This window comes from Kitasatospora sp. NPDC038210 (assembly GCF_055600605.1).
This window is the reverse complement of record NZ_JBVJYK010000013.1, coordinates 107,060-131,227: the sequence shown is the minus strand read 5'-3', so window position 1 is coordinate 131,227 and position 24,168 is coordinate 107,060. Positions and strand designations below refer to the sequence as shown.

Genomic DNA, 24,168 nt, shown 5'->3' with positions numbered 1-24,168 from the left:
CGACAGGACACCGACGGCGACCGCCCCCGCCGGCGACAGTCCCCGACGGCGACCGCTCAGCCGGCGCAGCTGTAGCCGAAGGTGGTCGATCCGCTGAGCCGCTGGGGGGCCAGGACCTCGACGGTGGCGGTCGCGCGCAGGGTGCCCGGGCCGTCGAAGGTCCAGCGCAGCACCAGGTCCACCCGGCGCTCGCCGGACTGCACCGGCTGCACGAGTTCGCCGGAGGCCGTCCCGTCGCTGCGCAGCCAGCGGTAGCGGATGGTGCCGGGGTTGCCGTTCGTGGTGACCGACGCGGTGAGGACGGCCGTCCCACCGCAGGTCGGTCCGGCCGCCGGGGCGGCGGTGACGGAGACACCGGTGAGGCCGAGCGGCGGATCGACGTGGCAGCGGGTGAGCAGCACGGCCAGCAGGACGAGCAGGACGGCGGCCCAGACCAGCCAGCCGAAGGCCCGGCGTCGACGGGCCGGCGGTACCGGCCCGCCGGTCGACGCCGTTCCGCGCCACGCCGCGGCGGCCTGCGGAGGCACGCCGGGGCCGATGCGGCGCAGCTCCGGCGCGGGCGTGGGAGGCGCGGCAGGTGCGGGAGGTGGAGGTGCGGCAGGTACGGGGGCCGGAGGGGCGGTGGCGGGGGCGGAGTCCCAGACGGTGGGGTCGAGGAAGGTGGCGCTCTCGTGGTCGTCCGGGGCGGGTCCGCCTCGGCCGAACGGTGCGGTGCGGCCGGGCGCGCCCGGTGAGAGGCGCTCGGTCGGGTCCTGGTCGGGTGAGGATCCGGACGGTGGCACGGGGAGACCTCCTGGGACGGTGGCGTGCGGATCAGCCGGGCTCGTGGCAGGACGGGGAGTACAGCTCCCGGTAGGCCGTCGGGGTGCTCCCGGCCGCCGGTGTGGTGGACACCCGGACGCCCCACTGGAGACGGCTGTCGCCGGTGCCGAACTGGTGGCGGACGGTCAGCGTGGCGCGACCGGTGCCGAGTTTCACGATGTCGGTGGCGACGGTCTCGCTCGGGAACGCGGGGGCCGAATTGTGCGTCCAGCTGAGGACGAGCGTGGCGCCCGGCGGCCCGGAGGTGACCACGGTGACGGTGGCCTGGAGGCCGTAGCCGCCGTCGCAGGCGATCGAGTCGACGTTCACCGACGCCACCCGGACCGGCGGCGGGGTGGTGGTGGGCGGCGTGCTGGCCGGGGGTGTGGTGGGCGGCGTGGAGCGGCTCGGAGGGGGGCTGGCCGGGGCGGTCCGGGGCGGTGGCGGCGGGGGCGCGACGGTCGTGGGATCGGTGGGCGCACGTGACGGCGTGGGGGCGGGCCGCCCGCTGAGGCTGGGGCCGGGGCCGGGGCCCGTCGTGGGGGTGGGGCCGTGCGCCGGGTCGTTGGCGGGCGGGCCGGAGGGGGAGGGCGTGGGGGAGAGGGTCGGCGAGAGCGAGAGCGAGGGCGAGGGCGACGACGAGCGCGAGGGTGAGGGCCGCCCGGAGGGGAAGGGCGTCGGGCCGGGCGGCGGGGCGCTCGACCGGGTCGGGTCCAGGGAGGTGGTGATCCAGGGCATCGGACTGCCCGTCAGCGTCCGCGTGCCCCGGTCGGTGACGCCGGCCAGCGCGACCCCTCCGATGACGGCCAGCGCCAGGCCGCCGGCTACCGCGCCCACCGTCAGTCGGGCCCGTCTTCGCAGGAGCGGTCGCCGTACGGCGGTGGGAGCGGTGGGAGCCGAGGGGCCGGCGGGGGCGACGACGGCTCCTACGAGCCGGGTGTGCGCGAGCGCCGTCGTCCCGGCGGGCGCGGGGCCGCCGGCGCTCCGGGGCAGCAGCAGGGCCAGCAGGGCGACCAACGCGGCGAGGTCCTCGTGGCCGCGCTCCTCCCACCGCTCGCCGTAACCGGCCGTCGCGGCCCGGTCGAGCAGCCGAACGAACTCGGCCGCGCCCGCCGGCCGGTCCTGCGGCCGTTTGGCGAGCCCGGCCAGGACCAGCGGGCGGACGTGGTCGGGCACCAGCTCGTCGGGGATCCGGGACTCCTGGTGCTGCACGGCGAGCGCGCCGATCGTCCGCCCGGTGAAGGGCCGCTCGCCGGTCAGGCACTCGAAGAAGGTGACGGTGGCCGCGTAGACGTCGGCGGCGGGCGAGGCCGGGGCGCCGGCCCACTGCTCGGGCGCCAGGTAGGCGGGAGTGCCGGAGACGTCGCGGTCGGATCCGCGGGGGACGGCGATGCCGAAGTCGACCAGCTTGGAGGTGCCGTCGGTGGCGACCAGGACGTTGGCGGGTTTGTAGTCCCGGTGCACCAGCCCGGCCGCGTGGGCGGCTGCCAGCCCCAGGAGGGAGCCCTTGAGGACGACCAGCGCCGCCTCGGGCGTGGTCGCCCCCTCCTCCTTGAGCAGCGTGCGCAGCGAGACGCCGTCGACCAGCTCCATCACCAGGGCCGCGTGCGGACCGCCCTCGACGTACTCGTAGAGCCGGGTGACGTACGGGGAGTCGAGCCGGGCCAGCGTTTGCGCCTCGGTGCGCAGGGCGGGGCCGGCGGCCGCGTCGTGCAGGTACTTGATGGCGACGGGCGTGCCGGTGAGGTCGTGGTGGGCGAGCACCACGCGACCGGCGGCTCCCGCGCCGAGCTCCCGCAGGTGGGTGTAGTCCGGCAGCTGCCAGTCGCCGGGTTCCCGTACCGCCTCGTCGTCCATCGCCGACCCCCACGCCTCGTCCCGTCCGGTGGCCGCCGACCGGACCGCGGCCGCTACGACCGACGCGGCCGCGCAGGCCCGGGGTTCCCCCCTGCGGCGCCGTCCGAACCGCCGGTGCGGCGGGGCGGGCACCGGCGGGGACGTTCCCGCAGGCAGACCGCCTTACCCGAGCGGCCGGCGATCGGAAACACACAGGCGCACGGGGGAGTTGTGCGCCGCCGTGGCCCGCGCCGGGGGCGGCGCCGCCGCACCCCGGGCCGGTGACCGGCCGCACCCCCGGCCGCGCGCCGGTGCGGCGTGCGGCCGAGCCGTGTTCCTTCCCGTGGAGCACCGCCTGCCGTCGTCCGTCGCGGTGCAGCTGGGCTGCCTCGGACCGCTCCGGAGACTTGTCCAGGCTGCCGTGTTGTCAGGCGCGCGTAACGGCCGCAGACGGGTGTGATGTCGCCCGGCCGGCCGGGGTGGACCACCCGTAGTGCCGACTCCCGGTGGTGCGCGTGCCGGACCCCGCTTCTCCTGGAAGGGCACTCGGCAGCCGACGGCCGGCCGCCCACCCGAGGAGGAGCGATGGCGGCGACCCCACCCGAGCCCGGCGCAGGCGAGCCCGGCCCGGGCGAATCCGCCGACGGCGAGGAGCACGCGGGTCCGCCTGAACAGCCCCTGACACCTCCTCCTGCCCCCGACCGTCCCGCGCCACCGTCTGAACCCGGACGGCCCGCGCCCTCGGAGGCCGGGGACGCGGACGAGCTCACCCGGCTGCACGAGCGGATCGCCGTGCTGGAGGCCGCCCCGAAGAAGCGGGAGCACCACCGCTGGCGGACCTCCGGTGCGGTGCTGCTGATCGTGATCGCCTCCCTGCTGTCCCTGCTGTCCGTGCTGGCGGTCTGGACGTCCGACTTCGTCGGCAACACCGACCGCTACGTCCAGACCATGGCACCGCTGGCCACAGATCCCGACGTCCAGCAGGCCGTCACCAACCGCGTCACCACCGTCGTGCTCGACCAGATCGACGTCAACGCCCTGGTCAAGCAGCTCTCCGACGCCGCCGCCGAACAGGGCGTGCCGCAGAACGCCGCCAACCTGATCAACAACCTGAGCGGGCCGATCAAGAGCGGCCTCACCCAGCTGGTCAGCACCGTCGTCAACAAGGTCGTCACCAGCGACCAGTTCGCCACCCTGTGGGTCGACGCCAACCGGCTCATCCACACCGCCCTCGACAAGGCACTGACCGGCAAGGGCGGCGGCGCAGTCGTCCTGGAGAACAACCAGGTCTCCATCGACATCGCACCGATCGTCGCCAAGGCGAAGGACGAACTCGTCAACGCCGGCTTCGCCCCGGCCGCCAAGATCCCCGATGTCCACACCAACTTCGTGGTGTTCCAGTCCAAGGACATCGGCAAGGTCAGGACGTACTTCCGGCTGCTGGAGATCATGGGGGCCTGGCTGCCGGTCGTCACCGTGCTGATCGCGGCGGGCGGCGTGTTCCTGGCCGTCAACCGGCGCCGCGCGCTGATCGGCGCCGCCGTCGGGGTGGCGCTGGCGATGCTGCTGCTCGGCCTCGTGCTGACAGTCTTCCGCTCGTTCTACCTCGACCATCTGCCCCCGGGCGCCAACCAGGCGGCCGCGGGCACGTTCTACGACACCCTGATCCGTTTCATGCGGGCCGGCATCCGGGCGGTCGGCGCGGTCGCCGTGGTCACCGCCGTCGGCGCCTTCCTGATCGGCCCGTCCCGGCCCGCCGTCGCCGTCCGTACGGCCTGCCGGCGTATCCTCGGCTCGCTGCGCGACGCGCTGTACTCGCTCGGCATGAAGCTCGGCCCGGTCGGGCCCTTCGTGCACCGCTTCAAGCGTTGGATCGGCGCGGCGATCCTGGTGATCGCCGCCGTGGTCCTGGCCACCTGGTCCTACCCGACCTGGGCCGTGGTGCTGTGGATCACCTTCTTCGTGGCCCTCGGCTTCGCCGTCCGGGAAGTCCTCGACACCGGCCCCGGCGGCGACCGCGCACCACCCCCGGCAGCCCCCGGCGCACCGCCGCCCGCCCACGCCTGACCGCCCGCCCCACCGGGCTCGGGCCCGCCGGCCTCTCCGTGACCGCCTCCAGCCCGCGCAGCGGGTCAGGCCTCTGCCCGGCGCCGGTACGGGCGCCGCAGGTACCAGACCGTGCCGACCAGGGCGGAGATCGTGGCCGGCACGATCGCGAGCAGCGGGTACCGGCTGCCGGCGAGTTCGGCGTCGTTCACGACCGCTTGACTGACGGATATGGCTCACGGACCTGCTACCCCGGCTGCCGAGGCCGGTGCAGCGGATCGCCCGCAGCTCGCTTGACGCCATCGCACGCCAGCACGTCCTGGTGCTGCTGCTCGGCGTGCTCCTGCTGTTCGCCTGGCGGCCGCTCCAACTGCACGGCTGGGGCTGGGTCGCCCCCACCACCATCGCGCTCGGGCTGGTGATCGGCCAGACCAGGTCCGCCAACGGCGGCCACCGGCCCGAGGGGGTGCTTCGCCACGCCGTCCCGGTGTTCGCGGCCGGCCTCTTCCTGCTCTGGGCAGTCGCCCTGATTGCGGCCCGGATCGGCCGCAGCGACGCCGAGGCCGACGCCCGAACCATCGAGGACCGGACGGAGGTGGTGGTGTTCAGCACCAAGAGCCTCAAACTCAGTCCCCACCGATCACTCCACGAGCAGTGCCTCGGCGCCGAGGTCGACACCCTCTACCACTGTCGCTACGAGGGCCTGCGCCTGCTGGTCACGCGAGGCGGCCGCTACGATCTGCTCCCACTGGACTGGCAACACGACTACGACCCGGTCTACGTCCTTCAGGAGAGCGCCGACCTTCGCGTCGAACTGCTCCCGGGCACCCGATAGCAAGCGAGCGGGGCCTGGCCGCTGCCGGCCGGCCGGGAAGGTGGGCCGGTCGGCCGACCGGCTAGGAGGGCGGTGCGCCGGTCCCGTCCGGATCGGCCGCCAGCGATTCCCAGAACGTGACGTAGCTCTGCTCGTGGGCGATGCCGAGCGTGATCAGCCGGGTGCGGGCCGGGGTGTCCGGGGCGTCGGGATCGAGGCGGTCGCGAAGCTCCTGGTAGGTGTCCCGCGATCGCCGGTGCTGCGCTGCCTGGGCCGCGGCGAGCTCCGCGACCTGGCCCGGCGCGCCCAGGTCGGCGAAGGTCAGCTTGAGCAGGGCGGGATTCCGGGTCTCCGGCTCGGGCGTCGCGGGGTCGGCGAGCCAGTCCCGGAGCGCACGTCGGCCGGCGTCGGTGAGGTGGAACACCCGGCGCCGACGGCCGTGATCCTCCGCTGCCTCGTGCAGCAGCCCCAGCTCGGCCAGGCGGGGCGGGTCGCGGTAGAGCTGCGCGTGCGGGATGGGCCAGTAGTGGCCGACGGACCCCTCGACCTTGGCCTTCAGGTCGTACGGCGTCATCGGCCCGTTCCGGGCGATCAGCCCGAGCACGACGAGCTGCGACGGCGTCAGGTCCTTCGCCATGGCGTTTCCCCTCTCATTCTACCAATTGACACCATATCACTGAGACCGTTACCGTCATGGCATTGCAATCATATCAATGAGACTATGGAATCGTGGAGTCGTGATGCGCCTGCACCCCGAGATAGCCGATGTCCTGGACGGTGTCCCGCCCTTCGACCCGCTGGCCGACCCGGCGGCCACCCGGGCCTACCTGCGGTCACTGCTTGCCGCGAAGCCCCCGGCGAACGACCGACGCATCGCCGTGCACCACACCGCGATCCCGGGCCCGGCCGGCGACCTCACCGTCCGCATCTACCGGCCGACCGAGGCGACGGGCGCGCGCCCCGGCATCCTCTACTTCCACGGCGGCGCCTTCATCTCCGGCGACCTCGACACCGGCGACGGCAACTGCCGCGACCTCTGCCTGGCTGCGGGCGCGGTCGTCGTCTCCGTCGACTACCGCCTGGCCCCCGAACACCCCTACCCCGCCGCCTTCGACGACTGCTACGCGGCCCTGTGCTGGACCGCCGAAACCACCGCCCACCTGGGCGTGGACCCCACCCGCCTCGCCGTCGCCGGCCGTTCCGCCGGCGGCGCACTCGCGGCGGCCGTCGCCCTCGCCGCCCGCGACCAAGGCGGCCCCGCCCTCGCCTACCAACTCCTGCTCGTCCCGGCCCTCGACGACCGCTGCGCCCACCCCTCCGTCGACGAGTGCACCGACAACCGGATCGTCGACGGCCGCGTCGTGCGCAACATGTGGAAGCCCTACCTGGCCTCCGCCGAGGCCGACCCCTACGCCGCCCCCGCCCGCGCCGAGGACCTCAGCGCCCTCCCGCCCGCCTACCTGGAGATCTGCCAGGCCGACGCCCTCCGCGACGAGGCCCTCAGCTACGCGAACCGCCTGATCGCGGCCGGAATCCACACCGAACTCCACGTAGTCCCCGGCGCCTTCCACCTCTTCGAGGGCTACGCCCCGACCAGCCGTCTGGCCCGCCGTGCCACAGCCACTTGGACGTCCGCGGTAGCGGCAGCGCTGACCTGAACCATCGACGTCGGTGGGGTCTGTGTCGGAGCGCGTCGAGCGCGCGGCCGGCGATCCGGCGAGCACGGCCGATGACCGCCGGGGAGGGCCCGTGACGCAAAGTACCGCCCGTCAGGTGCGAAGCGCGGACGACGGAATCGCTTGGCCGCCGTGGCCGCCGCAGCCGTTCTCGGCGGCGGGTTCGCCATCGACGCATGGATGAACCAGAGCCCGGAAACGAAGGTCTATGACGGCCCTGTGGCCGGCCACCCGCTGCTGGTCGGCTCCGGCGGCCAGGCCCTGACACTCAACATCGGCTCGGTGCGAGAAGCAACCCGAGCTCGTGGTAAGCGAGTTCACCAAAGCGGTGAAGGGGTGGTCGCGTGGACATGGGGGTGACGCGGCCGACGGCGCCGACTACGCCGACGTTCCGCCCGTGGCCAGCGCGGTTCGCGCGAGAGCGCGCAGCCAGGCGTGGGCGTGGTCGGTGTCGTAGCGCTGATGCCAAGACAGGTATATCGGTGCCGACGGTAGTTCGAACGGGATCGGGAGTACGACCAGGCCCAGGTCGGCGACCGCTGACCGCGTGGTGGCTTCGGGGACGCTGACCACCAGATCGGAGCTGCGCGCGAACTCCAGCGCCGCCGCTTCGGTGGGCGCGGTCGCGACCACGCGGCGGGTGAGGCCGAACCGGGCGAGGGCGCCGTCGAGGGCATTGCTGAGGTTTCCACGTCGGGAGACGGTGACGTGCTCAGCGGCGGCGTACTGCTGTGCGGTGATGGTTCCGATGCGGGTGAGGGGGTGCCCTTGCCTCACGGCGATGACCAGGGGGGTCTCGCCCATCTTCTCGGCACGGACGTCCGGTGCGCTCGGACGGTTGGCGTTCGCCTCCAGGTCGACCTCGCCGCGCCGCAACTCGGGGGTGTCGGTGCTCGATTCCGCGACGAAACGCAATCGCACCCCCGGCGCCTGTCCGCGCACCGCCGCGAGCAGCGCGGGGCCGCTCAAGGCGACCAGGGAATCGTGCCAGCGGAGTGTGAAGGTGCGCTCCAACGTCGCCAGGTCGAGTTCACGGCTCGGTGCCAGCACCCCCTGGACCTGCTGGAGAAGCTCGTGCACCTGCTCCCGGACGGCGATCGCGTACGGCGTCGGTGTCATTGTCCGGCCCGTGCGCACCAGGATCTGATCCCCGGTCGAGTGCCGGATCCGGCCCAGACTCCGGCTCATCGCGGGGGCGGTGACGTGCAGGCGTGCGGCCGCACCAGCCACGCTGCCCTCCTCCAGCAGCGCGTCGAGCGCGGTGAGCAGGTTCAAATCCAATTGCATGTGAGTAATCCTAGCCGTGCTTTACATGCATTTGAAGTTAATCAAGGGGCTGTATACCTTCGAGACCAGAGCGCTGAACAGAGCGCACAGTTCGGCCCGAACGGCCTCATCTCCTGCTACTCGAAAGGGAGTTCACCATGTCCGAAATGCTTCAGACCACTGATGTCGCCGCCTCCGACGCCGACCTGCTCGGCCAGACCGCGATCGCCGTGCGTGCGGCCGGCTCCGCGCTGCGCGGGCGCTTCGGCGAGGTGGTCCGCTACCAGACCCGCGAAGAGCTGATGCGCGCGCTCGCCGCCAACGACGACGCGGCCCTCGACATCCTGCGCCCCCGCCTCACGCGCCTGCGTCCGCAGGCCGGGTGGGTGGAGGACGAGCTGGACGGCGGGGCGCTGCCGCCCGGCGAATGGTGGGTCGTGGATCCGGCCGAAGGCAACGTCAACCACCTGCACGCCCTGCCGGAGTGGGCGGTGACCGCCACCCTCGTGCGTGAGAACCAGCCGGTGTTCACTGCGGTCCACCTGCCGTTGACCGGCGAGACCTACACCGCCCTCACCGGCGCGGGCGCCCACCTCGACGGCCGACCGCTGCGCGTCTCCCGGACCGCGGACCTCGGCCTGAGCATCGTGGCCACCAGCCAGGCCCGGCCGGACGAGGACGAGGAGGTCGTGCGGCGCGTCGGCTCCTCGATCACCGCGATGCTCCTCGACGCGCTCGTCGTCCGCACCGCCGTGCCCGCAACCCTGCACCTCCTGAACGTGGCCGCCGGGCGGATGGACGCCTTCTGGCAGTTCGCAGGCGCCCGCGCGGACCTGCTCCCCGGCGTGCTGCTCGTCACCGAGGCCGGCGGGCGGATCTCCGACGCCCAGGGCCGTCCCTGGACCCCGCAGAGCGAGAGCCTCCTGGCCGCCGCGCCCGGCGTCCATGCCGAGGCCGTCGCCACGCTCTCGCGCTGACCGCGCATCACGACTCACCCGTACGGAAGGACCACCTCGTCATGACCACGATCGCAGTTCTCGGAAACGGCCGCGTCGGCGGCAGTCTGGCCACAGCCCTCACCCGGGCAGGGCATGAGGTGACAGTGGCGGACCGCGCGCCGGGCGCCGCCGCCGACGCTGCCCGGAGAGCCCGGATCGTCATCAACGCCACCCCGGGCGCCGGCTCGCTGGACCGGCTCGTCGCCCTGCGCGAGGAACTGCGCGCCAAGATCCTCGTCGACGTCTCCAACGCCACCACCGACGGACCGGACGGACTGCCCGCCCACCTGATCTATCCCGGCTCAAGCCTCGCCGAACAACTCCAGGAAGCGCTCCCGGAGACGCACGTCGTCAAGACGCTCAACACCATGCTCTTCCCGGTGATGACCGCGCCGGCCACGCTCACCCAGGCGCCCGACGTCTTCCTCTCCGGCGACGACCCGCAGGCCAAGCAGACCGTCCGTGAACTGCTCACCGACCTCGGCTGGCGCGAAGAGTGGATCAACGATCTCGGCGGGATCCAGACCGCCCGCGCCACGGAGGCCGCGATCCTCTTCGTACCGCACGTCATCCGCTCCAGCGGATTCGCGCCCTTCGCGATCTCGATCGCCCGCTGACCGTCGAGCTCCACCAGCCTGAAGTGCCCGGAGTCGGCGCGTGGAACACCGGGGCTGACCGGGTGTCTCCCGTTCGCCCGGACGTACCGCCGGCCGCGCGTGCTCGTTGACCGTGTCGGACGGGAGGTCCAGGGCGCCGACGTCCTGCCGGGGATGTGGACGTTCCGGATCGTGGAGGCCTACGACGACGGCCACCACCAGCGGTTCACCGACGTCGCCCGCCGAGTCCGCGAGGCCTTGGCGGGCGACCGTGACCACATCGCCGAGGCGGAGATGAAGCAGCACCGCGAGACCACCTGACCGCCGCCCCGCCGGTCCGGGCGAGGACGTCGTCGACACCTTGGGCGTTCTCGCACCAGCGGCCGGCGGCCGGGCCGGCCTCACGGCGTGCACCCGTCCCGGCGCCGGTCGTACCGGTCGGACGGGCCGTCGCCGACGGGTGTGGGGGGTCAGGCACGGCGGCGGCGCAGGCCGCGCAGGGTGGCCCGGGCGGGGAGCCAGGTGCCGATGGCGGCGAGGGAGGCGGTGCCGACGAGGACCGCGGCGAGGCCGGCGGCCGGTACCGTCACCCCGGCGGTGCCGCGGGTGATGCCCTGGGCGTAGGTGGTGAGCACCGCGGTGGCGATCGCGAGGCCGATCGCGGTGGCGATGACCACGGACGTCGCGGCCTCCCAGCCGAGCATCCTGCGGATCTGGCGGCGGGTCGCGCCGGTGAGCCCGAGCGCGGCGAACTCCTGCCGGCGGTCGGCGATGCTCACGGCCAGGGTGTTGAGGACGGCGATGGCGACGAAGGCGATGATCAGCCCGAGGGTGACATAGCCGATCTGGGCGCTGACCCGGTTCTGCGAGGCCTGTGCGGCGGCGCGGTCCAGCACTCCCAGCCCGGGCTCCGCGTGCAGGGCGGCGGTCAGGGACTGCCGGGTGGCGCCGGCCGGGCCGTCGCCGCGCACCAGCACTTCGCTGTCGAGCGGCACGTCCACGTGGGCGGCGACCAGCGGGTGCGCGAGGGTGAGGTCACCGAAGCCGAGGCCGCGGCTGTAGAGGGCGACGACCGTCACCTCGGCCGGGCTGCCATCGGCGAGCACCAGGTGGACCTGCTGGCCCAGTCGGTAGCCCAGTCCGTCGGCGGCCGCCGCCGTGCCGTCCGTCAGCCGGCCGATGTCGCCGGCGGTGACGCCGAGGTCGAGGGTGTCGGAGAGGCGCTCGGGCGTGACCGCCTGGACACTGCGCTTGGTCAGCCCGTCGCGGACCTGGGTGTGGAGCACCCGGGTCACGGTCCGGACGCCCGGGGCCGCGGCCAGCGCCTGGGCGGCGGTGCCCGGCACGCGCGGTCCCACGACGAAGTCGGCGACGTTGCCGCGGTCGCGCTGCGCGCCGGCCGCACCGTCGACGGTGGTCTGGGTGAACAGGATGGTGCAGGCCATCGCGACCAGCAGGGTGAGCGGGGTGACGACCGAAGCCAGCCGGTGCGCCCCGGCCCGCAGGTTGTGGGCGGCGAGGTAGCCGCCGACCCGGGACACCCGCAGCGACGGGCCGAGGATTCCGACGCCGCCCCTGACCACCAGGGGGCCGAGCAGGGCGAGCGCCGTGCACCAGAGCAGGACGGCGATGAAGCAGACCGGGGTCGAGGCCTGGTCGGAGTGCAGGACGGTGAGCAGGGACGTGAGGACGACGGCGCCGGCGGCGGCGAGGACGCCGGAGACGATCCGCGGCCAGGCCAGGCGCAGCGGTTTGAGCTCGGCCTCGCCGAGGGCTTCGACCGGCTTGATGGCGGTGGCGCGCCGGGCCGAGATGCGGGCGGCTGCCCACCCGGTCAGCAGGGCACAGGCCGCGGCCGCCACGGCGGGGAAGGGGGAGAGGACGACGGGCAGGTTCGCCGGGATGACGTCCAGGGCCACGAAGCGGCCGTGCAGCCAGCCGCCCAGCGGTAGACCGGCGACGGCGCCCAGGGTTCCGGCCGGCAGACCGATCGCCAGCGCCTCGCCTCCGATCATCTTGCGGACCTGCCGACCGGTGGCGGCCACGGCCCGCAGGACGGCGATCTCGCGCTGCCGTCCCTGGATCGACAGGCCGAAGGTGCCGACGACGACCAACAGGGCCACCAGCAGCGAGGTGCCGGCCAGGACGGCGCCCATGCTGACCAGGCGGACCTGCGCGTTGGCGGCGTCGGGGAACTCCACCCTGCCGCGGTCGTCGCCGGTGCGGACCACGGGGGCCGGGACGCTCCGGCTGCCGGCGAGCAGTGCCCGGACGTCGTCGGCCGCCGACGGGGACGCCGGGAAGACGCCGATCGCGCCGACCAGGCCTTCGTGGCCGGCGAGGCCGCGGGCCCGCTCGGGGGAGAAGAAGACGGCGGCCTGGCTCTCGAACCGCTCGGCGGTGACGCCGACCACGCGGACGGTCAGGGTGCCCGAGGCCGTACGGGCGGCGGTGGTGGACCCGGTGGACAGGTGGGCCCGGGTGGCGGTGCCGGCGTCGATGACGACCTCGTCCGGGCCGGTGGGTGCGCGGCCGGTGGCGAGGGTGAGCCCGGCCAGCGGCGCGGACTCCCAGCCGTGGCCCCAGGAGCCGCCGGTGGGCCCGCCGGGCAGCAGCACCGGGAAGGTCACTTCGGTGGCGACGGACCGAACCGACGGCAGGGCGGCGATGCGCTCGGCCAGCGGGGCCGGCACCCACGCGTGGTCGGCGATCGGCTTGCTCTTCTCCTTGGTCTTTCCCTTGCCGCCGCCCTGCACGGTGTGCACGTCCTGGTCCCCCGAGACGACGATCGGTGCGGCCGCGTAGCGTTCGGGGCGCACGGTGCCGGTGAGGCCGGTGGCCAGGAGGGTCCCGCACCCGCAGACGAGGGCGGCCGCGCAGAAGAGGGCGACGAAGGCGCCCGCGAATCCGGCCGTGCGGTGCCGGAGGGTGGTGAGGGCGAGGCTCAGCATCATCGGTTCCACGCTCCCAGGCGGATCATGCGGTCGGCGACCTCGGTGGGGGTCGGTCCGGACAGGGTGTCGACGATTCGGCCGTCGGCCAGGAAGAGGACCTCGTCGGCGTAGGACGCGGCGACGGGGTCGTGGGTGACCATGACGATGCTCTGGCCCAGCTCGTCGACGGTCTGGCGCAGCAGTGTCAGCACCTCACGGGCCGTCATGGTGTCCAGGGCGCCGGTGGGTTCGTCGGCGAACACCACCTCCGGGTCGGAGATCAGCGCCCGGGCGATCGCCACCCGCTGCTGCTGGCCGCCGGACAGCTGTCCGGGCCGGTGCCCGGCGCGCTCCTGCAGCCCCACCCGGCGCAGGAGCCCGGCCAGGCGTCCGGCGTCGGCACGCCGGCCGGCCAGCCGCAGCGGCAGGGTGACGTTCTGCTCGACGGTCAGGGAGGAGACCAGGTTGAAGGACTGGAACACGAACCCGGCACGCTCGCGCCGCAGTTCGGTCAGCTTGGTCTCGTTCAGCCGGGACAGGTCGGTGTCGCCGAGACGGACCGTGCCGGAGCTCGGGCGGTCCAGGCCGGCCGCGCAGTGCAGGAAGGTGCTCTTGCCCGAACCGGACGGCCCCATCACGGCGGTGAAGCCGCCCCTGGGAAGCCGCACCGTCACCTCGCGCAGGGCCGCGACCGCGCCCCGCCCCTTGCCGTAGACCTTGCTCACGGCGTCCAGAGTGATTGCCTCGTTCATGTCCCCAAGCCTGCCGATCTGCGAACTCCCGTCCCAGGGGCGCGATCACGAGGCACCCGTGACGTCATCACGGGTAGGGTCGGGACATGATCAGACTCCTGCTGGCGGAGGACCAGCACGTGGTGCGCGGCGCGCTGGTGGCACTCCTGGAACTGGAGCCCGACTTCGAGGTCGTCGCGCAGGCGGACTCGGCCGACGACGTGGTGCCCCGTGCGATGGTCTTCATGCCCGACGTGGCGGTGCTCGACATCGAGATGCCGGGCCTGACGGACGGTCTGCAGGCCGCCGCGGCGCTGAAGGAGAAGCTTCCGCACTGCCGCACGCTGATGTTGACGTCGGTCGGCCGCCCCGGACTGCTCCGCCGCTCCCTGGCCGCGAAGGTCGACGGTTTCCTGCTGAAGACCGTCCCGCCGGCGGACCTCGTCGCGGCAATCCGGCAGGTCGCCGGGGGCGGCCGGGTACTGGACCCGTCGCTGGCCGTGGTCGCGTGGGACCTCGCGGACAATCCGCTCACGCCGCGCGAGAACGACGTGCTGCGGGAGCTGGCCGGGGGCGCCGAGCCGGCCGAGATCGCCGCGCGGCTGCACCTGTCCACCGGGACGGTCCGCAACGTGCTCACCGCGGTCGTCACCAAGCTGAACGCCCGCAACCGGACGGACGCAGTGCGCATCGCCCGCGAGGCGGGCTGGCTGGATTCGTAGGCGCGGCGCGCCGGCTGCCGGGTGTGCGGGCCGCCCGGCAGCCGGGCGCGGAGAGGGACGGTCGGCCGCCGGCGTGTGCCGCGCCGGCGGTCAGTGCAGCGGCAGTTCGGCCCGCAGCACGTACCAGCCGTCGTCCGCGCCGGCGCTCAGCGTGCCGCCCGCCTCGGTCAGGCGCACGGTCAGGCCGCCGATCCCGGAGCCGGGCGGGGTGACGCCCGCCCGGACGCCGTCGTTCTCCACCTCCAGGCGCACCGACCCTCCGGTGACGGTGGTGGCGATCCGGGCGTGGCGGGCGGAGCTGTGCCGCAGGATGTTGGTCACGGCCTCGCGCAGGGCCACGCTCAGCACGGTTCCCGCCTCGTCCGGCACCGGGTCGTCATCCACCTCCACCGCGATGGCGGCCGCCTCCAGGACCGCTGCCGCGGAAGCCAGTTCGGCGGCGAAGGACAGCCGGGGGCTGTCGTCGGCCACCGCACCCAGCTCGGCCCGCCCGCGCGCGGCCAGCCGCGCGATGTCGGCCAGTTCGGCCCGGCAGCGGTCAGCGGCGGCGTCGGCCGCGCCGGCGTCCGCGGTGCCCGCACCGGCCCCGACGGCCTCCGTACCGGCCCCGACGGCGGCCCCGGCGACGACCGCGGCGTCCGCCAGGCGCCGGGCCAGCTCGGCCTTGAGCAGGATCGCGGCCAGCCCGTGCCCCAGCAGGTCGTGCAGGTCCCGGGCCGCCCGCAGGCGCTCGGTGACGATGGCGGCGCGGGCCAGGCCGGCCCCCGCCCGCTGCAACTCCCGGACCAACCGCACCAGGCGGAGCACCGCGAAGACCACCACACAGGTGATCGCCACGTTGACGGCGGCCGGCCCACCCCCGCCGATCACCCCGGCGGCGATGGCCAGGGCGGCCGCCAGGCCCGCGCCCGCGCGCAGCGGCAGCGCGATCAGCAGCGAGCCGGCCAGGATGCCCGCCGCACCGATCCAGTTCCGGCCCAGCCAGGGCAGCGGCGCGAGGGCGAGGACGGCCGAGACGAGCAGGGCCGGGCGTGCGTGCCGCGTGGCGTCCTGGATCGAGAAGCGGACCTGGAAGGCGCAGAACGCCAGCGCGCAGGCCACGCCGAGCCCGAGGCCGGACGGCGACGCCGGGAAGAACAGCAGCGCCTTGCCGCAGAAGGCGGCGAGCAGGAAGTAGTAGAGGCCGAGCGCGGCACGCAGCTCGGGCGGATCGGCGGCAGCCACCGGCGCGGGCGTGGCGGCGACCACCGCCTCGACGGCGAAGCGCCCGTCCGGCTCCAGACCCGCCGTCAGCCGGCCGCCGACAGCGCGGACCCGTTCCGCGAGGCCGTCCAGGACGTCCGCGCCCAGCGCCGCCGTCGGCACGCCGTCGCTGACCACGCGCAGGACCGTCCGCCCGGTCCGCTCACCGGTGATGACCTCGCACCGGCGGGCATCGCCGACCCGGACGACCGCCGTGACCGCCTCGCGCAGCACGGTCGCGAGCACCGTCCCGGAGGGACCGAGCGGTTCGCGGTGCCCGATGCGGATGTCGGCCGCGATGCCCGCGGAGGCGAGCAGGGCCCGGGCGCTCGCCGCCTCTGGGGCGAGCGAGAGGCTGCGCAGTTCGGCGGTCGTGGCGCGGGCCGCCGCCAGCGTCGCGCGGGCACCGTCGATCAGCTCCTCCAGTACGGAAGGGTCGGCTCGTACGGCCAGGCCGTGGATCCGCGCCAGGCCCGCGGACAGTTCGCTGCGCAGGCTCGACGCGATGCGCAGCCGCTCATCGGTGACCGCCGAGGCGGCCAGCGTGAGCCTGGCCGTGTGGACGCGGTCCGCCAGCAGCGCGAGCGTGGTGACGGCGTACAGCATGACGCCGCCGAGCGCGACCGTCAGCAGCAGGTCGGCCGTGTCGCGGACGCCGCCGGACCGTGCCCCGCCGGCCAGGACGGCACCCGTCGCGAACAGGGGGAGCCACAGGCGGCGACGCTCCAGCAGCAGCGAGGCCACGGGCAGACAGAGCACGCCGATCGAGACGCCGAGCGGTCCGACCGCGAGGAAGCCGACCGCCGACTCCACGCCCGTCCATCCCGCCCACCCCGGCCGTCCCGCCCACCCCGGCCGTCCCGCCCACCCCGGCCGTCCCGCCCACCCCGGAGCTGCTCCGGGAGCCCCGTCGGGAGCGGGCCGGATGTGCCGCAGCTGCAACGCGGCCAGCATCAGACAGGCCGCCGTGACGGCGGCCCCGGCGACCGGCTCGGCCGGCAGGCGCTCCAGCCCCTTCAGCAGGTGCACCGCCACCAGCGCGACAGCCACCGCGACCACCAACGCCCGCGCCCGCCACAGCGGGACGTCCCTCCCCCGTCTCCCCAGCACCGGAGCATCGTACGCACCGGCCGGATCCGGCGGGACCGCGGCCCGTCGCGCCTGCCGGAACCCCGCTGGGCACCCGCTCGGGAATCGGCTCTTGACAGGACAACACGGTGCGGTGCCCGGTCACGGCGAGCCGTGGGGCGAGGGCCGGCGAGCGCGGCCTGGCCGGCCGCGGGACGCGGTGCCGCGGGTCGGTTCAGCGTCCCTTCGGGGCGAGTAGGGCGGCGATCAGTTCCCGGCGGCTGCTCACGCCGAACCGGGCGAACACCGCCGTCAGGTGCTCCTGCACGGTGTACCCGGAGACGTGCAGCCGGGCCACGATCTCCCGGGTGGAGCACCCTTGCAGTACCAGGGCGGTGACCCGGCTCTGGGCCGGGGTGAGGCCGTGAGCAGCCAGCAGCAGGGAGCCGAGTTCGGCAGCGGGCGCCGGCTCGACCACCACCCCGATCTGCTCCCCCGCCCGCCCCCGCAGCCGGGTGGCATGCACGGTCAGCCACTGCCCGTCGGCGGTGCGCAGCCTGACCGAGCCGGGCCGATGCGCGGCCTCCGGCGACGCGTCGGGTGCCCGGGCCAGCCGGACTGCCACCGAGTAGATCGGCATCGGCAGGCCCTGGATCTCGGGCCCTTCGAGCCGGGCGAGCCACTGTTCGGCGTCCGGGCTGATCGAGACCGGCGAGAGCCCCTGGTCGAGCACGATCACGCCGGGACCGCCCGCAGTTGCGGCCCCGTCGCCGGTCAGTGCCTGGTGCACGACGTCACGGCGAAGGCCTTCGGCCAGGTGCGGGGCGAGCCTGCGCACGACGTCCAGGTCGGTGGCGGAGAAGCCGGTTTCCGCGTCCGCCCGGTGCAGGCAGAGCACGCCCCAGCACTCGTGCCCGACGACCAGGGCGGCCCGGAGCTCGTCGCCGAGCCCCAGGCCGGCCATGATCTCGCGGTAGCGGGCACTGACGGTGCGCTCGCCCCGGGTGGCCCGGTCCAGCGACATCACCGGCTCCGGGCCCCGGGCCAGCGCGGCGAACTTGTTGACGTCCGCGCGGCCGAACTCGTTGTCGAGGAAGAGCGGGGTGGCACCGGCCAGCGGATCCTGGGCGACAGCCGAGGTGAAGAGCAGGGTCGCCGGGTCCACCGAGGCGAAGAACGCGGCCTCCACCGGCAGGATGCCCGGTAGGCGGCGCAGCACCTCGGTGGTCAGGGCGGGCTTGTCCAGGTCGGCGTAGCAGCTGTCGATCAGCCGCTCGACGTGTCGCGCCCGCAAGGCGGCGGCCATGGCACTCACGCTACGCCGCCGCCCGGTCCGGCACGAGCCCGAGCTGGCTCAGCAGCCCCAGCTCGTCCAGCCGGCCCCACCGTTCGGCGATCCGGCCGTCCCGCAGCCGGAAGACGTTGATGCCCTTGAGCACCAACGTGCGGCCGTCACCGGGGACGCCCATCACCTCACCGTGCTGGGTGCCGGAGGCGGTGAAGAGTTCCACCACCACGTCGCCCTCACCGACCAGGCGCCCGAGGTCGGAGTGCCAGTCAGGGCATGCCTGCCGGAAGAGCGCCCCTGCGGCGCGCATGCCCTCCCGGTCCGCGCCGACGCCGATGGGCGGGTCGTGGTTGACGAAGTCCTCCGTGAGGTACGCGTCGACGGCTGAGAGGTCGCCCCGGGTGAACAGCGCGTCGATGAATGCGGTCACTGTCTGCTTGTTCTGTTCGATGGTGTTCATACGGCCAGCCTCGGCCTGCGGGTCCAGAATCGGAACCCCACTTTTCTGGGGTCCGCTCGTCCGAGGTCCGAACCCGCGCGGTACCTGGTGTTGGCCAGTTGTGTCGAGTGTCCGGCCGGTCGTGCTGAGTGCGGATCAGGGCGGGGAGGGGTCGCGGCAAGGGTGTACCGGCGCCGGTGGCGGACCGTCCGGGGGTGAACGGACGACGGACGACGGACGCCCGCGGTCCGGGGGAGCGCGGGCGTCCTGGGTACCTCAGCGGTGCCGTGTCAGCGGCGGGCGCTCCGACGGCGGGCGATCACCAGCGCGCCGCCGCCGACGGCGAGCAGCGCGGCCCCGCCGGCGCCGTAGACGATCATCTGGCTGCTGTTGCCGCCCGTGCTGGCCAGGGTGCTGGCCGGCGTGGTGGAGACCGGACTGGCGGTCGGCTTTCCGACCGGGCCGGTCGTGTCCGACGGGGCGGACGGCGCGGGCACGGCCGGGGCGGTCGACGGGGTGGTGCCGGACGGCGTCCCGGTGGTGGACGGCGCCGACGGCTTGGCGGTGGTGGAGGGCGAGGCGGTGGCCGTCGCGGTGGCGGTGGCCGAGGGCGTCGTCGTGGCGGTGGGCGTCCCGGTCGGGTGGGGGGTCGCGGTGGCCGTGGGCGACGCCGAGGAGGTCGGCACCGGGACGGTCGGCGTGCCGGTCGGGGTCGGCGCGCAGGCCTTGCCGCCGTTCCAGGCCGAGATCAGGTTGTCCGGGAAGACGCCGTCCGGGTACCTCGGCGCGGGGTTGGCGATGCCGTCGAACTTCTTGTCGCCGTTGTACAGGTCGATCTGGCCGTAGCACTTCGGCAGGTGGGCGGAGACGTCCAGGGTCGCCTGGCGGTTCCCGCTGCGCAGCGTCGTGGTCGCCCAGCCGAGGAAGGTCTGCTTGCCCGAGGAGGCCCAGGTCGGCCCCTGGGTGTCGTAGGAGGCCAGCGAGACCCGGTAGTCGCAGCCGTCCGCGACGTCGCCGGCCAGGCGGACCTGGATGACGCCGTGCGGCTGGGACATCCGGCCGTCGGAGATCCAGCTCTTGCCGCCGTCGACGGAGAACTCGACGCCGACGGTGCCGCATCCGTGCTGGGCCTGGGCCTGGGCGGTGCCGGCGGTGAGCAGCGGAGCGCCGACGGCTATGCCGAGGGCGGCGAGGACCGGAAGGTTCCGGCGCAGGAGTTGGTGCACGGGGAAGCTCCCTAGGGTTGTACACGGTTCGGGTGGGACTCACCGCTCCTGCGGTGGCGATCCGGACGGACCGTCACCGGCACTGAGCGGACGTGAAACCGTGACCGTACCCGATGGCCCGTCGGCCCCGGCCCCCGGGGCGTGAACGTGGCGGCGAGTCAGCCGTACTCCCGCTCACCCGGTCGTGCCGTGGCCCGCTCGGCATCACCATCGGCTACCAGCTGATGCGCCGGCCCGAACCGCACCCGACCCGGGCCACCGGCAGCACCGCCGCCCTGATCTCCGCCACCAAGGACGTGACCGCCAGCCGGTTCCCGGCCCTGGTGCCGCACGCCGACACCGTCACCGTCTACGACAACCTCGACGCCGGCTCCGTCGTCCTTCCGCCACCGGCCGGGGCTCCCCGGGCCGCGTCTCGGCCGGGGCTGCCCGATCCGGGGGCTACCCCACCGTAAACAGAACCGAGGTTCTGCTAACGTTCCCTCACAAGCAGAACAGCGATTCTTTTTGTGGAGGTGTGGTGCCTCGGCTCACCGACGCGCGCAAGGAACTCCGGCGTACTCAGATCGCTGAGGCCGCCGTGCGCTGCTTCAGCCGCAACGGCCTGGACCGGACCTCGATCGCCGACATCACCGCCGAGTCGGGCCTGTCGACCGGCTCGATCTACGCGCACTACCGCAACAAGGCTGACCTGGTCCGCGCCACCGCCCGCCAGATGCTTGCCAAGCGCGCCGACGTCCTCGCCGCGTACGCGGCCGGCGACGCCCCGCCCGACCCCGACGAACTGCTCCGGCGCCTGATCGCCGCAATCAATCCCGCCGAGGCCCGGGTCGGCGTGCAGACCTGGGGCGAGGCGACCACCGACCCCGCCATCCACGACATCGTCGTCGACGCTACCGACCGGATGCGCGCGATGCTGCACGACTGCGTCACGGCCTGGCTCGTGAAGGTCGAGCACCGGGAGCCGGCCCGGGCCCGAGAACACGCCACCCCGATCGCCCACCAGGTCATGGCGCGCTACCAGGCCGAACTGCTCTACACCGCCCTGCGAACACCGGCCGAGGAGCCAGCATCATGACCGCCACGACCGCATCGATCGCCGCCCGCACCGTCTTCCGGATCGGCTACGGCGCACTGCAGCTTGAGCGCCTGCACGACCGTCGCGACGAAGCCGTCGCCCTGCTGCGCCGCGCGGTCGAGCTGGGCGTCGACCACGTGGACACCGCCGAGTTCTACGGCTTCGGATTCGCCAACGACGTGATCCGCGAGGCACTGCGCCCCGAGGACGACGTCCTGGTCGTCACCAAGGTGGGAGCCGACCCCAACCCCGGCGGACACCTGCCGCTGCGTCTGGCACAGCGGCCCGAGCAGCTGCGCGCCAGCGTCGAGGACAACCTGCGCAGCCTAGGCGTCGACCGGCTCGCGGTCGTCAACCTGCGCCGCCTGGACACCGGCCCGGGGCTGCGCCCCGAGGGTGACCAGGTCGTCGACCTCGACGACCAGCTCGCGGTGATGACCGCCCTGCGCGACGAGGGCAAGATCGGCGCGATCGGCCTGAGCAGCGTCACCCTCGACGGCCTTCGCCGCGCCCTGCCCGCCGGCGTCGTCTGCGTCCAGAACGCCTACAGTCTCGTCTCACGCGACGACGAGGACGTGCTGCGGCTGTGCACGGCCGAGGGCATCGCCTGGGTGCCGTTCTTCCCTCTCGGCGGGGCCTTCCCCGGCCTGCCCAAGGCGACCGAGGAGCCGGCGGTGCACGCCGTGGCTGCGTCGCTGGGCGTCACGCCCTCCCAGGTCGGCCTCGCCTGGCTGCTGCACCACGCCCCGAACGTGCTGCTCATCCCCGGCACCGCCGACACCGCCCACCTGGAGGCCAACACCGCGGTCAGCGGGATCACCCTCGACGCCGCGACCCTCGCCACCCTCGACGGCATCGAGTCCCGCTCCAACGAAGTCCCCATCGGCTGACCGGAACCGACGCGGCCCGGGCCGCTGCCACGCCCCCGCCGGCACCTGGCGAAACGTCAGGCCACGCCGGGACCCCTCTACCAGGCACCAAGGACGGATCATGAAGGCCATCATCTACCGCGACAACGGCACCCCCGACATCCTCCGCTTAGTCGATCGTGATCTGCCCGAGCCCGGCCCCGACGAGGTTCGCGTACGGGTCGCCGTGTCCGGGGTCAACCCGACCGACTGGCAGGCGCGCGCAGGAATCGGCCACCCGAAGCACTTCCCCGAGGTCACTCCGCACCTCGACGGCGCCGGCACGATCGACGCCGTCGGTGAGGGCGTCGACCAGAGCCGGGTCGGTCAGCGTGTCTGGCTGTTCATGGCCGCTGCCGGGCGGCCCACCGGCACCGCCGCCGAGTTCACCGTCGTGCCGGCCGAACAGGCCGTTCCGCTGCCCGACGAAGCCGGCTTCGACCTCGGCGCCTCACTCGGCGTCCCCGCGCTGACCGCGCACCGCGCGCTCACCGTCGCCGAGGACGGACCGCGCCGGCTCGGGCCCGGGGCCCTGGACGGGAAGGTGGTGCTCGCCGCGGGCGGGGCCGGAGCCGTCGGACACGCGGTGATCCAACTCGCCCGATGGGCCGGCGCCACCGTGATCAGCACGGTCAGCAGTCCGGAAAAGGCCCGACTGGCCACCGCCGCCGGAGCCCACCACGTGATCAACTACCGCGAGGGCGACCCGGCTGCCGCGATCCGCACGGCAGCACCGGACGGCGTCGACATCATTGCCGAGGTGGCGCTCGGCGCGAACCTCGCCCTGGACCTCGCCGTCCTGCGCACGCGCGGCACGATCTCGATCTACGCCAACGACGGCGGCAAGCCGGTCGAACTGGACGTTCTGCAGAACATGGTGCTCAACGCGCGCCTCCAGTTCCTGATCCTCTTCCTGGCCGGTCCGGAAGCACGCGCCGCGGCCGCCCAGGACGTCGCCGCCGCAGTGCGCGACGGCGCGCTGCCCGTCGGCGAGGGGAACGGTCTGCCGCTGCTCCGCTTCCCCCTGGAGCGCACCGCCGACGCGCACCGAGCGGTAGAGAGCCGTGCGGTCGGCAAAGTCCTGGTGGACATCACGGCCTGACCTCCGGTTCGGCGCGGATGCCCCGGGGGAAGCCGTGGCCTCCGTCCACAGGTCCCGCGCCCCATGCGAGGAGAAGGTCCTCGTACCCGCTGTCCGCCGGTCCCGTGCTGCCGTCCGGCCCGCCGGTCCCGGCACGCACTGTCCGGGCCGTCACCGGCGGGGTCCGCTCGGCTGCCGGTCCGGACGGTCCGGCCGCGAGCGGGCTTTCCGACGGGTTCGACGATCACCTTGCGCCGGTCGTCGGGGGAGGGGGCGCGGCGGACGTGGCCGGCCGTCCCCAGCCGGTCGACGGGGCGTGTGGTGGGGCCGGTCGTCAGACCCGTGCGCGCGCCAGTTCGACTCCGCGGTGGCAGTCGGCGTGGACCGATCCGGCTGAGTCCGCCGGGCGGCAGGGGCGGTGTTTCCGCCCTGGTGCGGACGGGCTTGTCCGCTCACGCCGGAGTCCGGGCGCGCCCGGCCCGCGCCGCCTTCGCCAGCGCGAACGCCGCCGCCGGAAGGGCGGCTCCTGCCAGCGAGCGACGCCAGACGTGTTTGCGTCCGGTCGTGCTCCCGGCCCGGGGACGGCCGGCGAACCTCCGCCACAGGCGCCAGGTCACCCACCCGGCCGGTCCGCCGGCCCATGGGCCCGCCACCAGCCGGAACGGCTTGCCCATCACCTTGGCCGCGTACACGTGGGCCTCCCTTGAACCGCCGTCGCCGTTCGTCGCTCCCGCGCGTGCCCGGACGTCGAAGGGGCAAACCACTGCTCGGCGACCCCCCGCCCCCGGTCGCCGAGCGCGGCGGCGGTCGTAACCCCGCCGCGGCCCGACCGGTCGTACGGGGCGGGGGTCAGACCTCGTGGCACGGGGGCGTCTGCCGACCCGGACGGCTCCGGCACCGGCGGGTGACCGGACGCCGACGGCAACACGGCGGGAGCCCCGCTCACCCTCGGCCAGGGGGCGTATTCGGTGGTGACCAGGGGGTCCTGGCGGTTCCGACCGGCACACCCGCGGCCGCGCGCGACAACCCGGTGATCTCAGGGGTCGGCGAGGATCCGGTGGATGAGGGTGTCGATGTCGAGGTGGAGGTGTTCGGAGCCGGGGGCGGTGATCTGCCCGCTCCAGTCGACGAAGTTCCGGACGGCGGCGGTGGGCATGCTGAGCCTGCAGGCGGGGACGTCGCCTTCGGGGTACAGGTTCACGATGACGGCGGAGAAGGCGTCGCAGGGGGAGGGGTGGACGGTGACGTCGCCCAGGCCGGCGTGGGTGTACAGGCCGTCGGCGAGCAGGCTGCGGGCGAAGACCCAGGTGATCGGGTCCGGCGTGTCGATGTGGAGGTCGAGGTAGGCGGCGTACGGGTCTTCGATGTGATGGCGCAGTCGGACCGTCACTGGGGCGAGTACCCCCCGGTCGACGTGTG

Annotated in this window: 25 protein-coding genes; 12 read left to right on the top strand and 13 right to left on the bottom strand. The window is 74.0% G+C overall.

All coding sequences use genetic code 11. The features are described 5' to 3' along the window. Positions 1–56 precede the first annotated feature (56 nt). Positions 57–782, bottom strand: coding sequence for a hypothetical protein (locus tag ACZ7KX_RS25750; RefSeq protein WP_470328515.1), 726 nt, complete (start codon positions 780–782; stop codon positions 57–59). Between the two features lie 31 nt (positions 783–813). Beyond that, the gene (locus tag ACZ7KX_RS25745) at positions 814–2,658 is read right to left on the bottom strand and encodes a protein kinase domain-containing protein (RefSeq protein ID WP_470328514.1); all 1,845 of its coding nucleotides are present in this window, start codon (positions 2,656–2,658) and stop codon (positions 814–816) included. A 564-nt stretch (positions 2,659–3,222) separates the two neighbouring features. Here ACZ7KX_RS25745 and ACZ7KX_RS25740 point away from each other — a divergent pair. Continuing rightward, a complete protein-coding gene (locus tag ACZ7KX_RS25740; RefSeq protein WP_470328513.1) occupies positions 3,223–4,704 on the top strand; it encodes a hypothetical protein in 1,482 nt (493 codons plus the stop codon). 65 nt (positions 4,705–4,769) lie between these two features. Here ACZ7KX_RS25740 and ACZ7KX_RS25735 read toward each other — a convergent pair whose 3' ends face one another. Next, positions 4,770–4,895: a hypothetical protein gene (locus ACZ7KX_RS25735; protein ID WP_470328512.1), complete on the bottom strand. Its 126-nt coding sequence runs from the start codon at positions 4,893–4,895 to the stop codon at positions 4,770–4,772. Between the two features lie 56 nt (positions 4,896–4,951). On the opposite strand from ACZ7KX_RS25735, the gene ACZ7KX_RS25730 reads away from it, so the two are divergent. Further along, positions 4,952–5,518: a hypothetical protein gene (locus ACZ7KX_RS25730; protein ID WP_470328511.1), complete on the top strand. Its 567-nt coding sequence runs from the start codon at positions 4,952–4,954 to the stop codon at positions 5,516–5,518. A 61-nt stretch (positions 5,519–5,579) separates the two neighbouring features. Here the strand turns inward: ACZ7KX_RS25730 and ACZ7KX_RS25725 are convergent, their stop codons facing one another. Further along, positions 5,580–6,134 carry a PadR family transcriptional regulator gene (locus tag ACZ7KX_RS25725; protein WP_470328510.1) on the bottom strand — a complete coding sequence of 185 codons (555 nt, stop codon included), beginning with the start codon at positions 6,132–6,134 and terminating at the stop codon, positions 5,580–5,582. 103 nt (positions 6,135–6,237) lie between these two features. Between ACZ7KX_RS25725 and ACZ7KX_RS25720 the strand changes: the two genes are divergently transcribed. Together ACZ7KX_RS25720 and ACZ7KX_RS25715 are read left to right on the top strand one after the other, a co-directional pair. Further along, on the top strand, positions 6,238–7,155 hold the full coding sequence (locus ACZ7KX_RS25720) for an alpha/beta hydrolase (protein ID WP_470328509.1): 918 nt from the start codon (positions 6,238–6,240) through the stop codon (positions 7,153–7,155). A gap of 150 nt (positions 7,156–7,305) precedes the next feature. Beyond that, positions 7,306–7,533 carry a hypothetical protein gene (locus tag ACZ7KX_RS25715; protein ID WP_470328508.1) on the top strand — a complete coding sequence of 76 codons (228 nt, stop codon included), beginning with the start codon at positions 7,306–7,308 and terminating at the stop codon, positions 7,531–7,533. A gap of 18 nt (positions 7,534–7,551) precedes the next feature. Here ACZ7KX_RS25715 and ACZ7KX_RS25710 read toward each other — a convergent pair whose 3' ends face one another. After that, positions 7,552–8,460 (bottom strand): LysR family transcriptional regulator, encoded by a 909-nt coding sequence (locus tag ACZ7KX_RS25710; RefSeq protein ID WP_470328507.1) that lies wholly within the window; start codon positions 8,458–8,460, stop codon positions 7,552–7,554. A 137-nt stretch (positions 8,461–8,597) separates the two neighbouring features. Between ACZ7KX_RS25710 and ACZ7KX_RS25705 the strand changes: the two genes are divergently transcribed. From ACZ7KX_RS25705 to ACZ7KX_RS25695, 3 genes are all read left to right on the top strand, one after another. Continuing rightward, positions 8,598–9,416, top strand: coding sequence for an inositol monophosphatase family protein (locus ACZ7KX_RS25705; protein WP_470328506.1), 819 nt, complete (start codon positions 8,598–8,600; stop codon positions 9,414–9,416). Between the two features lie 41 nt (positions 9,417–9,457). Continuing rightward, on the top strand, positions 9,458–10,054 hold the full coding sequence (locus ACZ7KX_RS25700) for an NADPH-dependent F420 reductase (RefSeq protein ID WP_470328505.1): 597 nt from the start codon (positions 9,458–9,460) through the stop codon (positions 10,052–10,054). Between the two features lie 99 nt (positions 10,055–10,153). Beyond that, on the top strand, positions 10,154–10,354 hold the full coding sequence (locus ACZ7KX_RS25695) for a hypothetical protein (protein ID WP_470328504.1): 201 nt from the start codon (positions 10,154–10,156) through the stop codon (positions 10,352–10,354). Between the two features lie 149 nt (positions 10,355–10,503). Here the strand turns inward: ACZ7KX_RS25695 and ACZ7KX_RS25690 are convergent, their stop codons facing one another. Together ACZ7KX_RS25690 and ACZ7KX_RS25685 are read right to left on the bottom strand one after the other, a co-directional pair. Next, positions 10,504–12,987 carry an FtsX-like permease family protein gene (locus ACZ7KX_RS25690; protein WP_470328503.1) on the bottom strand — a complete coding sequence of 828 codons (2,484 nt, stop codon included), beginning with the start codon at positions 12,985–12,987 and terminating at the stop codon, positions 10,504–10,506. Further along, positions 12,984–13,718, bottom strand: a complete 735-nt coding sequence (locus ACZ7KX_RS25685) for an ABC transporter ATP-binding protein (RefSeq protein WP_470328502.1) — start codon at positions 13,716–13,718, stop codon at positions 12,984–12,986. Before ACZ7KX_RS25685 ends, ACZ7KX_RS25690 begins: the two co-directional genes overlap by 4 nt. 86 nt (positions 13,719–13,804) lie before the next feature. Here ACZ7KX_RS25685 and ACZ7KX_RS25680 point away from each other — a divergent pair, with 86 nt between their 5' ends. After that, a complete protein-coding gene (locus tag ACZ7KX_RS25680) occupies positions 13,805–14,419 on the top strand; it encodes a response regulator transcription factor (RefSeq protein ID WP_470328501.1) in 615 nt (204 codons plus the stop codon). Positions 14,420–14,509: 90 nt separating this feature from the next. On the opposite strand, the gene ACZ7KX_RS25675 is transcribed toward ACZ7KX_RS25680, so the two are convergent. The 4 genes from ACZ7KX_RS25675 to ACZ7KX_RS25660 all read right to left on the bottom strand — a co-directional run bounded on the left by ACZ7KX_RS25675 (position 14,510) and on the right by ACZ7KX_RS25660 (position 19,682). Beyond that, positions 14,510–16,771, bottom strand: a complete 2,262-nt coding sequence (locus ACZ7KX_RS25675; protein ID WP_470328500.1) for a sensor histidine kinase — start codon at positions 16,769–16,771, stop codon at positions 14,510–14,512. Between the two features lie 193 nt (positions 16,772–16,964). Continuing rightward, on the bottom strand, positions 16,965–18,035 hold the full coding sequence (locus ACZ7KX_RS25670; protein WP_470328499.1) for a helix-turn-helix transcriptional regulator: 1,071 nt from the start codon (positions 18,033–18,035) through the stop codon (positions 16,965–16,967). Between the two features lie 10 nt (positions 18,036–18,045). Beyond that, a complete protein-coding gene (locus ACZ7KX_RS25665; protein WP_470328498.1) occupies positions 18,046–18,477 on the bottom strand; it encodes an ester cyclase in 432 nt (143 codons plus the stop codon). Positions 18,478–18,746: 269 nt separating this feature from the next. Then, complete coding sequence (locus tag ACZ7KX_RS25660) at positions 18,747–19,682, bottom strand: LAETG motif-containing sortase-dependent surface protein (protein WP_470328497.1); 936 nt, start codon at positions 19,680–19,682, stop codon at positions 18,747–18,749. 224 nt (positions 19,683–19,906) lie between these two features. On the opposite strand from ACZ7KX_RS25660, the gene ACZ7KX_RS25655 reads away from it, so the two are divergent. The 4 genes from ACZ7KX_RS25655 to ACZ7KX_RS25640 all read left to right on the top strand — a co-directional run bounded on the left by ACZ7KX_RS25655 (position 19,907) and on the right by ACZ7KX_RS25640 (position 22,770). Continuing rightward, positions 19,907–20,137: a hypothetical protein gene (locus tag ACZ7KX_RS25655; protein ID WP_470328496.1), complete on the top strand. Its 231-nt coding sequence runs from the start codon at positions 19,907–19,909 to the stop codon at positions 20,135–20,137. A gap of 65 nt (positions 20,138–20,202) precedes the next feature. Then, on the top strand, positions 20,203–20,760 hold the full coding sequence (locus tag ACZ7KX_RS25650) for a TetR/AcrR family transcriptional regulator (protein WP_470328495.1): 558 nt from the start codon (positions 20,203–20,205) through the stop codon (positions 20,758–20,760). Continuing rightward, entirely contained in the window at positions 20,757–21,650 is an 894-nt protein-coding gene (locus ACZ7KX_RS25645; RefSeq protein ID WP_470328494.1) for an aldo/keto reductase, read from the top strand. Before ACZ7KX_RS25650 ends, ACZ7KX_RS25645 begins: the two co-directional genes overlap by 4 nt. A gap of 100 nt (positions 21,651–21,750) precedes the next feature. Beyond that, on the top strand, positions 21,751–22,770 hold the full coding sequence (locus tag ACZ7KX_RS25640; protein ID WP_470328493.1) for an NADPH:quinone reductase: 1,020 nt from the start codon (positions 21,751–21,753) through the stop codon (positions 22,768–22,770). A 431-nt stretch (positions 22,771–23,201) separates the two neighbouring features. On the opposite strand, the gene ACZ7KX_RS25635 is transcribed toward ACZ7KX_RS25640, so the two are convergent. Further along, on the bottom strand, positions 23,202–23,441 hold the full coding sequence (locus ACZ7KX_RS25635; protein ID WP_470328492.1) for a hypothetical protein: 240 nt from the start codon (positions 23,439–23,441) through the stop codon (positions 23,202–23,204). A 344-nt stretch (positions 23,442–23,785) separates the two neighbouring features. Further along, the gene (locus ACZ7KX_RS25630) at positions 23,786–24,139 is read right to left on the bottom strand and encodes an SsgA family sporulation/cell division regulator (protein WP_470328491.1); all 354 of its coding nucleotides are present in this window, start codon (positions 24,137–24,139) and stop codon (positions 23,786–23,788) included. Positions 24,140–24,168 lie beyond the last annotated feature (29 nt).

Excerpts from the sequence above, each read along its gene's own strand:
- ACZ7KX_RS25720 (WP_470328509.1), top strand. The coding sequence starts at position 6,238 with ATGCGCCTGCACCCCGAGATAGCCGATGTCCTGGACGGTGTCCCGCCC.
- ACZ7KX_RS25670 (WP_470328499.1), bottom strand. The coding sequence starts at position 18,035 with ATGGCCGCCGCCTTGCGGGCGCGACACGTCGAGCGGCTGATCGACAGC.
- ACZ7KX_RS25745 (WP_470328514.1), bottom strand. The coding sequence starts at position 2,658 with ATGGACGACGAGGCGGTACGGGAACCCGGCGACTGGCAGCTGCCGGAC.
- ACZ7KX_RS25665 (WP_470328498.1), bottom strand. The coding sequence starts at position 18,477 with ATGAACACCATCGAACAGAACAAGCAGACAGTGACCGCATTCATCGAC.
- ACZ7KX_RS25725 (WP_470328510.1), bottom strand. The coding sequence starts at position 6,134 with ATGGCGAAGGACCTGACGCCGTCGCAGCTCGTCGTGCTCGGGCTGATC.
- ACZ7KX_RS25705 (WP_470328506.1), top strand. The coding sequence starts at position 8,598 with ATGTCCGAAATGCTTCAGACCACTGATGTCGCCGCCTCCGACGCCGAC.
- ACZ7KX_RS25655 (WP_470328496.1), top strand. The coding sequence starts at position 19,907 with ATGCGCCGGCCCGAACCGCACCCGACCCGGGCCACCGGCAGCACCGCC.
- ACZ7KX_RS25700 (WP_470328505.1), top strand. The coding sequence starts at position 9,458 with ATGACCACGATCGCAGTTCTCGGAAACGGCCGCGTCGGCGGCAGTCTG.
- ACZ7KX_RS25640 (WP_470328493.1), top strand. The coding sequence starts at position 21,751 with ATGAAGGCCATCATCTACCGCGACAACGGCACCCCCGACATCCTCCGC.
- ACZ7KX_RS25710 (WP_470328507.1), bottom strand. The coding sequence starts at position 8,460 with ATGCAATTGGATTTGAACCTGCTCACCGCGCTCGACGCGCTGCTGGAG.
- ACZ7KX_RS25680 (WP_470328501.1), top strand. The coding sequence starts at position 13,805 with ATGATCAGACTCCTGCTGGCGGAGGACCAGCACGTGGTGCGCGGCGCG.
- ACZ7KX_RS25645 (WP_470328494.1), top strand. The coding sequence starts at position 20,757 with ATGACCGCCACGACCGCATCGATCGCCGCCCGCACCGTCTTCCGGATC.
- ACZ7KX_RS25690 (WP_470328503.1), bottom strand. The coding sequence starts at position 12,987 with ATGATGCTGAGCCTCGCCCTCACCACCCTCCGGCACCGCACGGCCGGA.
- ACZ7KX_RS25685 (WP_470328502.1), bottom strand. The coding sequence starts at position 13,718 with ATGAACGAGGCAATCACTCTGGACGCCGTGAGCAAGGTCTACGGCAAG.
- ACZ7KX_RS25740 (WP_470328513.1), top strand. The coding sequence starts at position 3,223 with ATGGCGGCGACCCCACCCGAGCCCGGCGCAGGCGAGCCCGGCCCGGGC.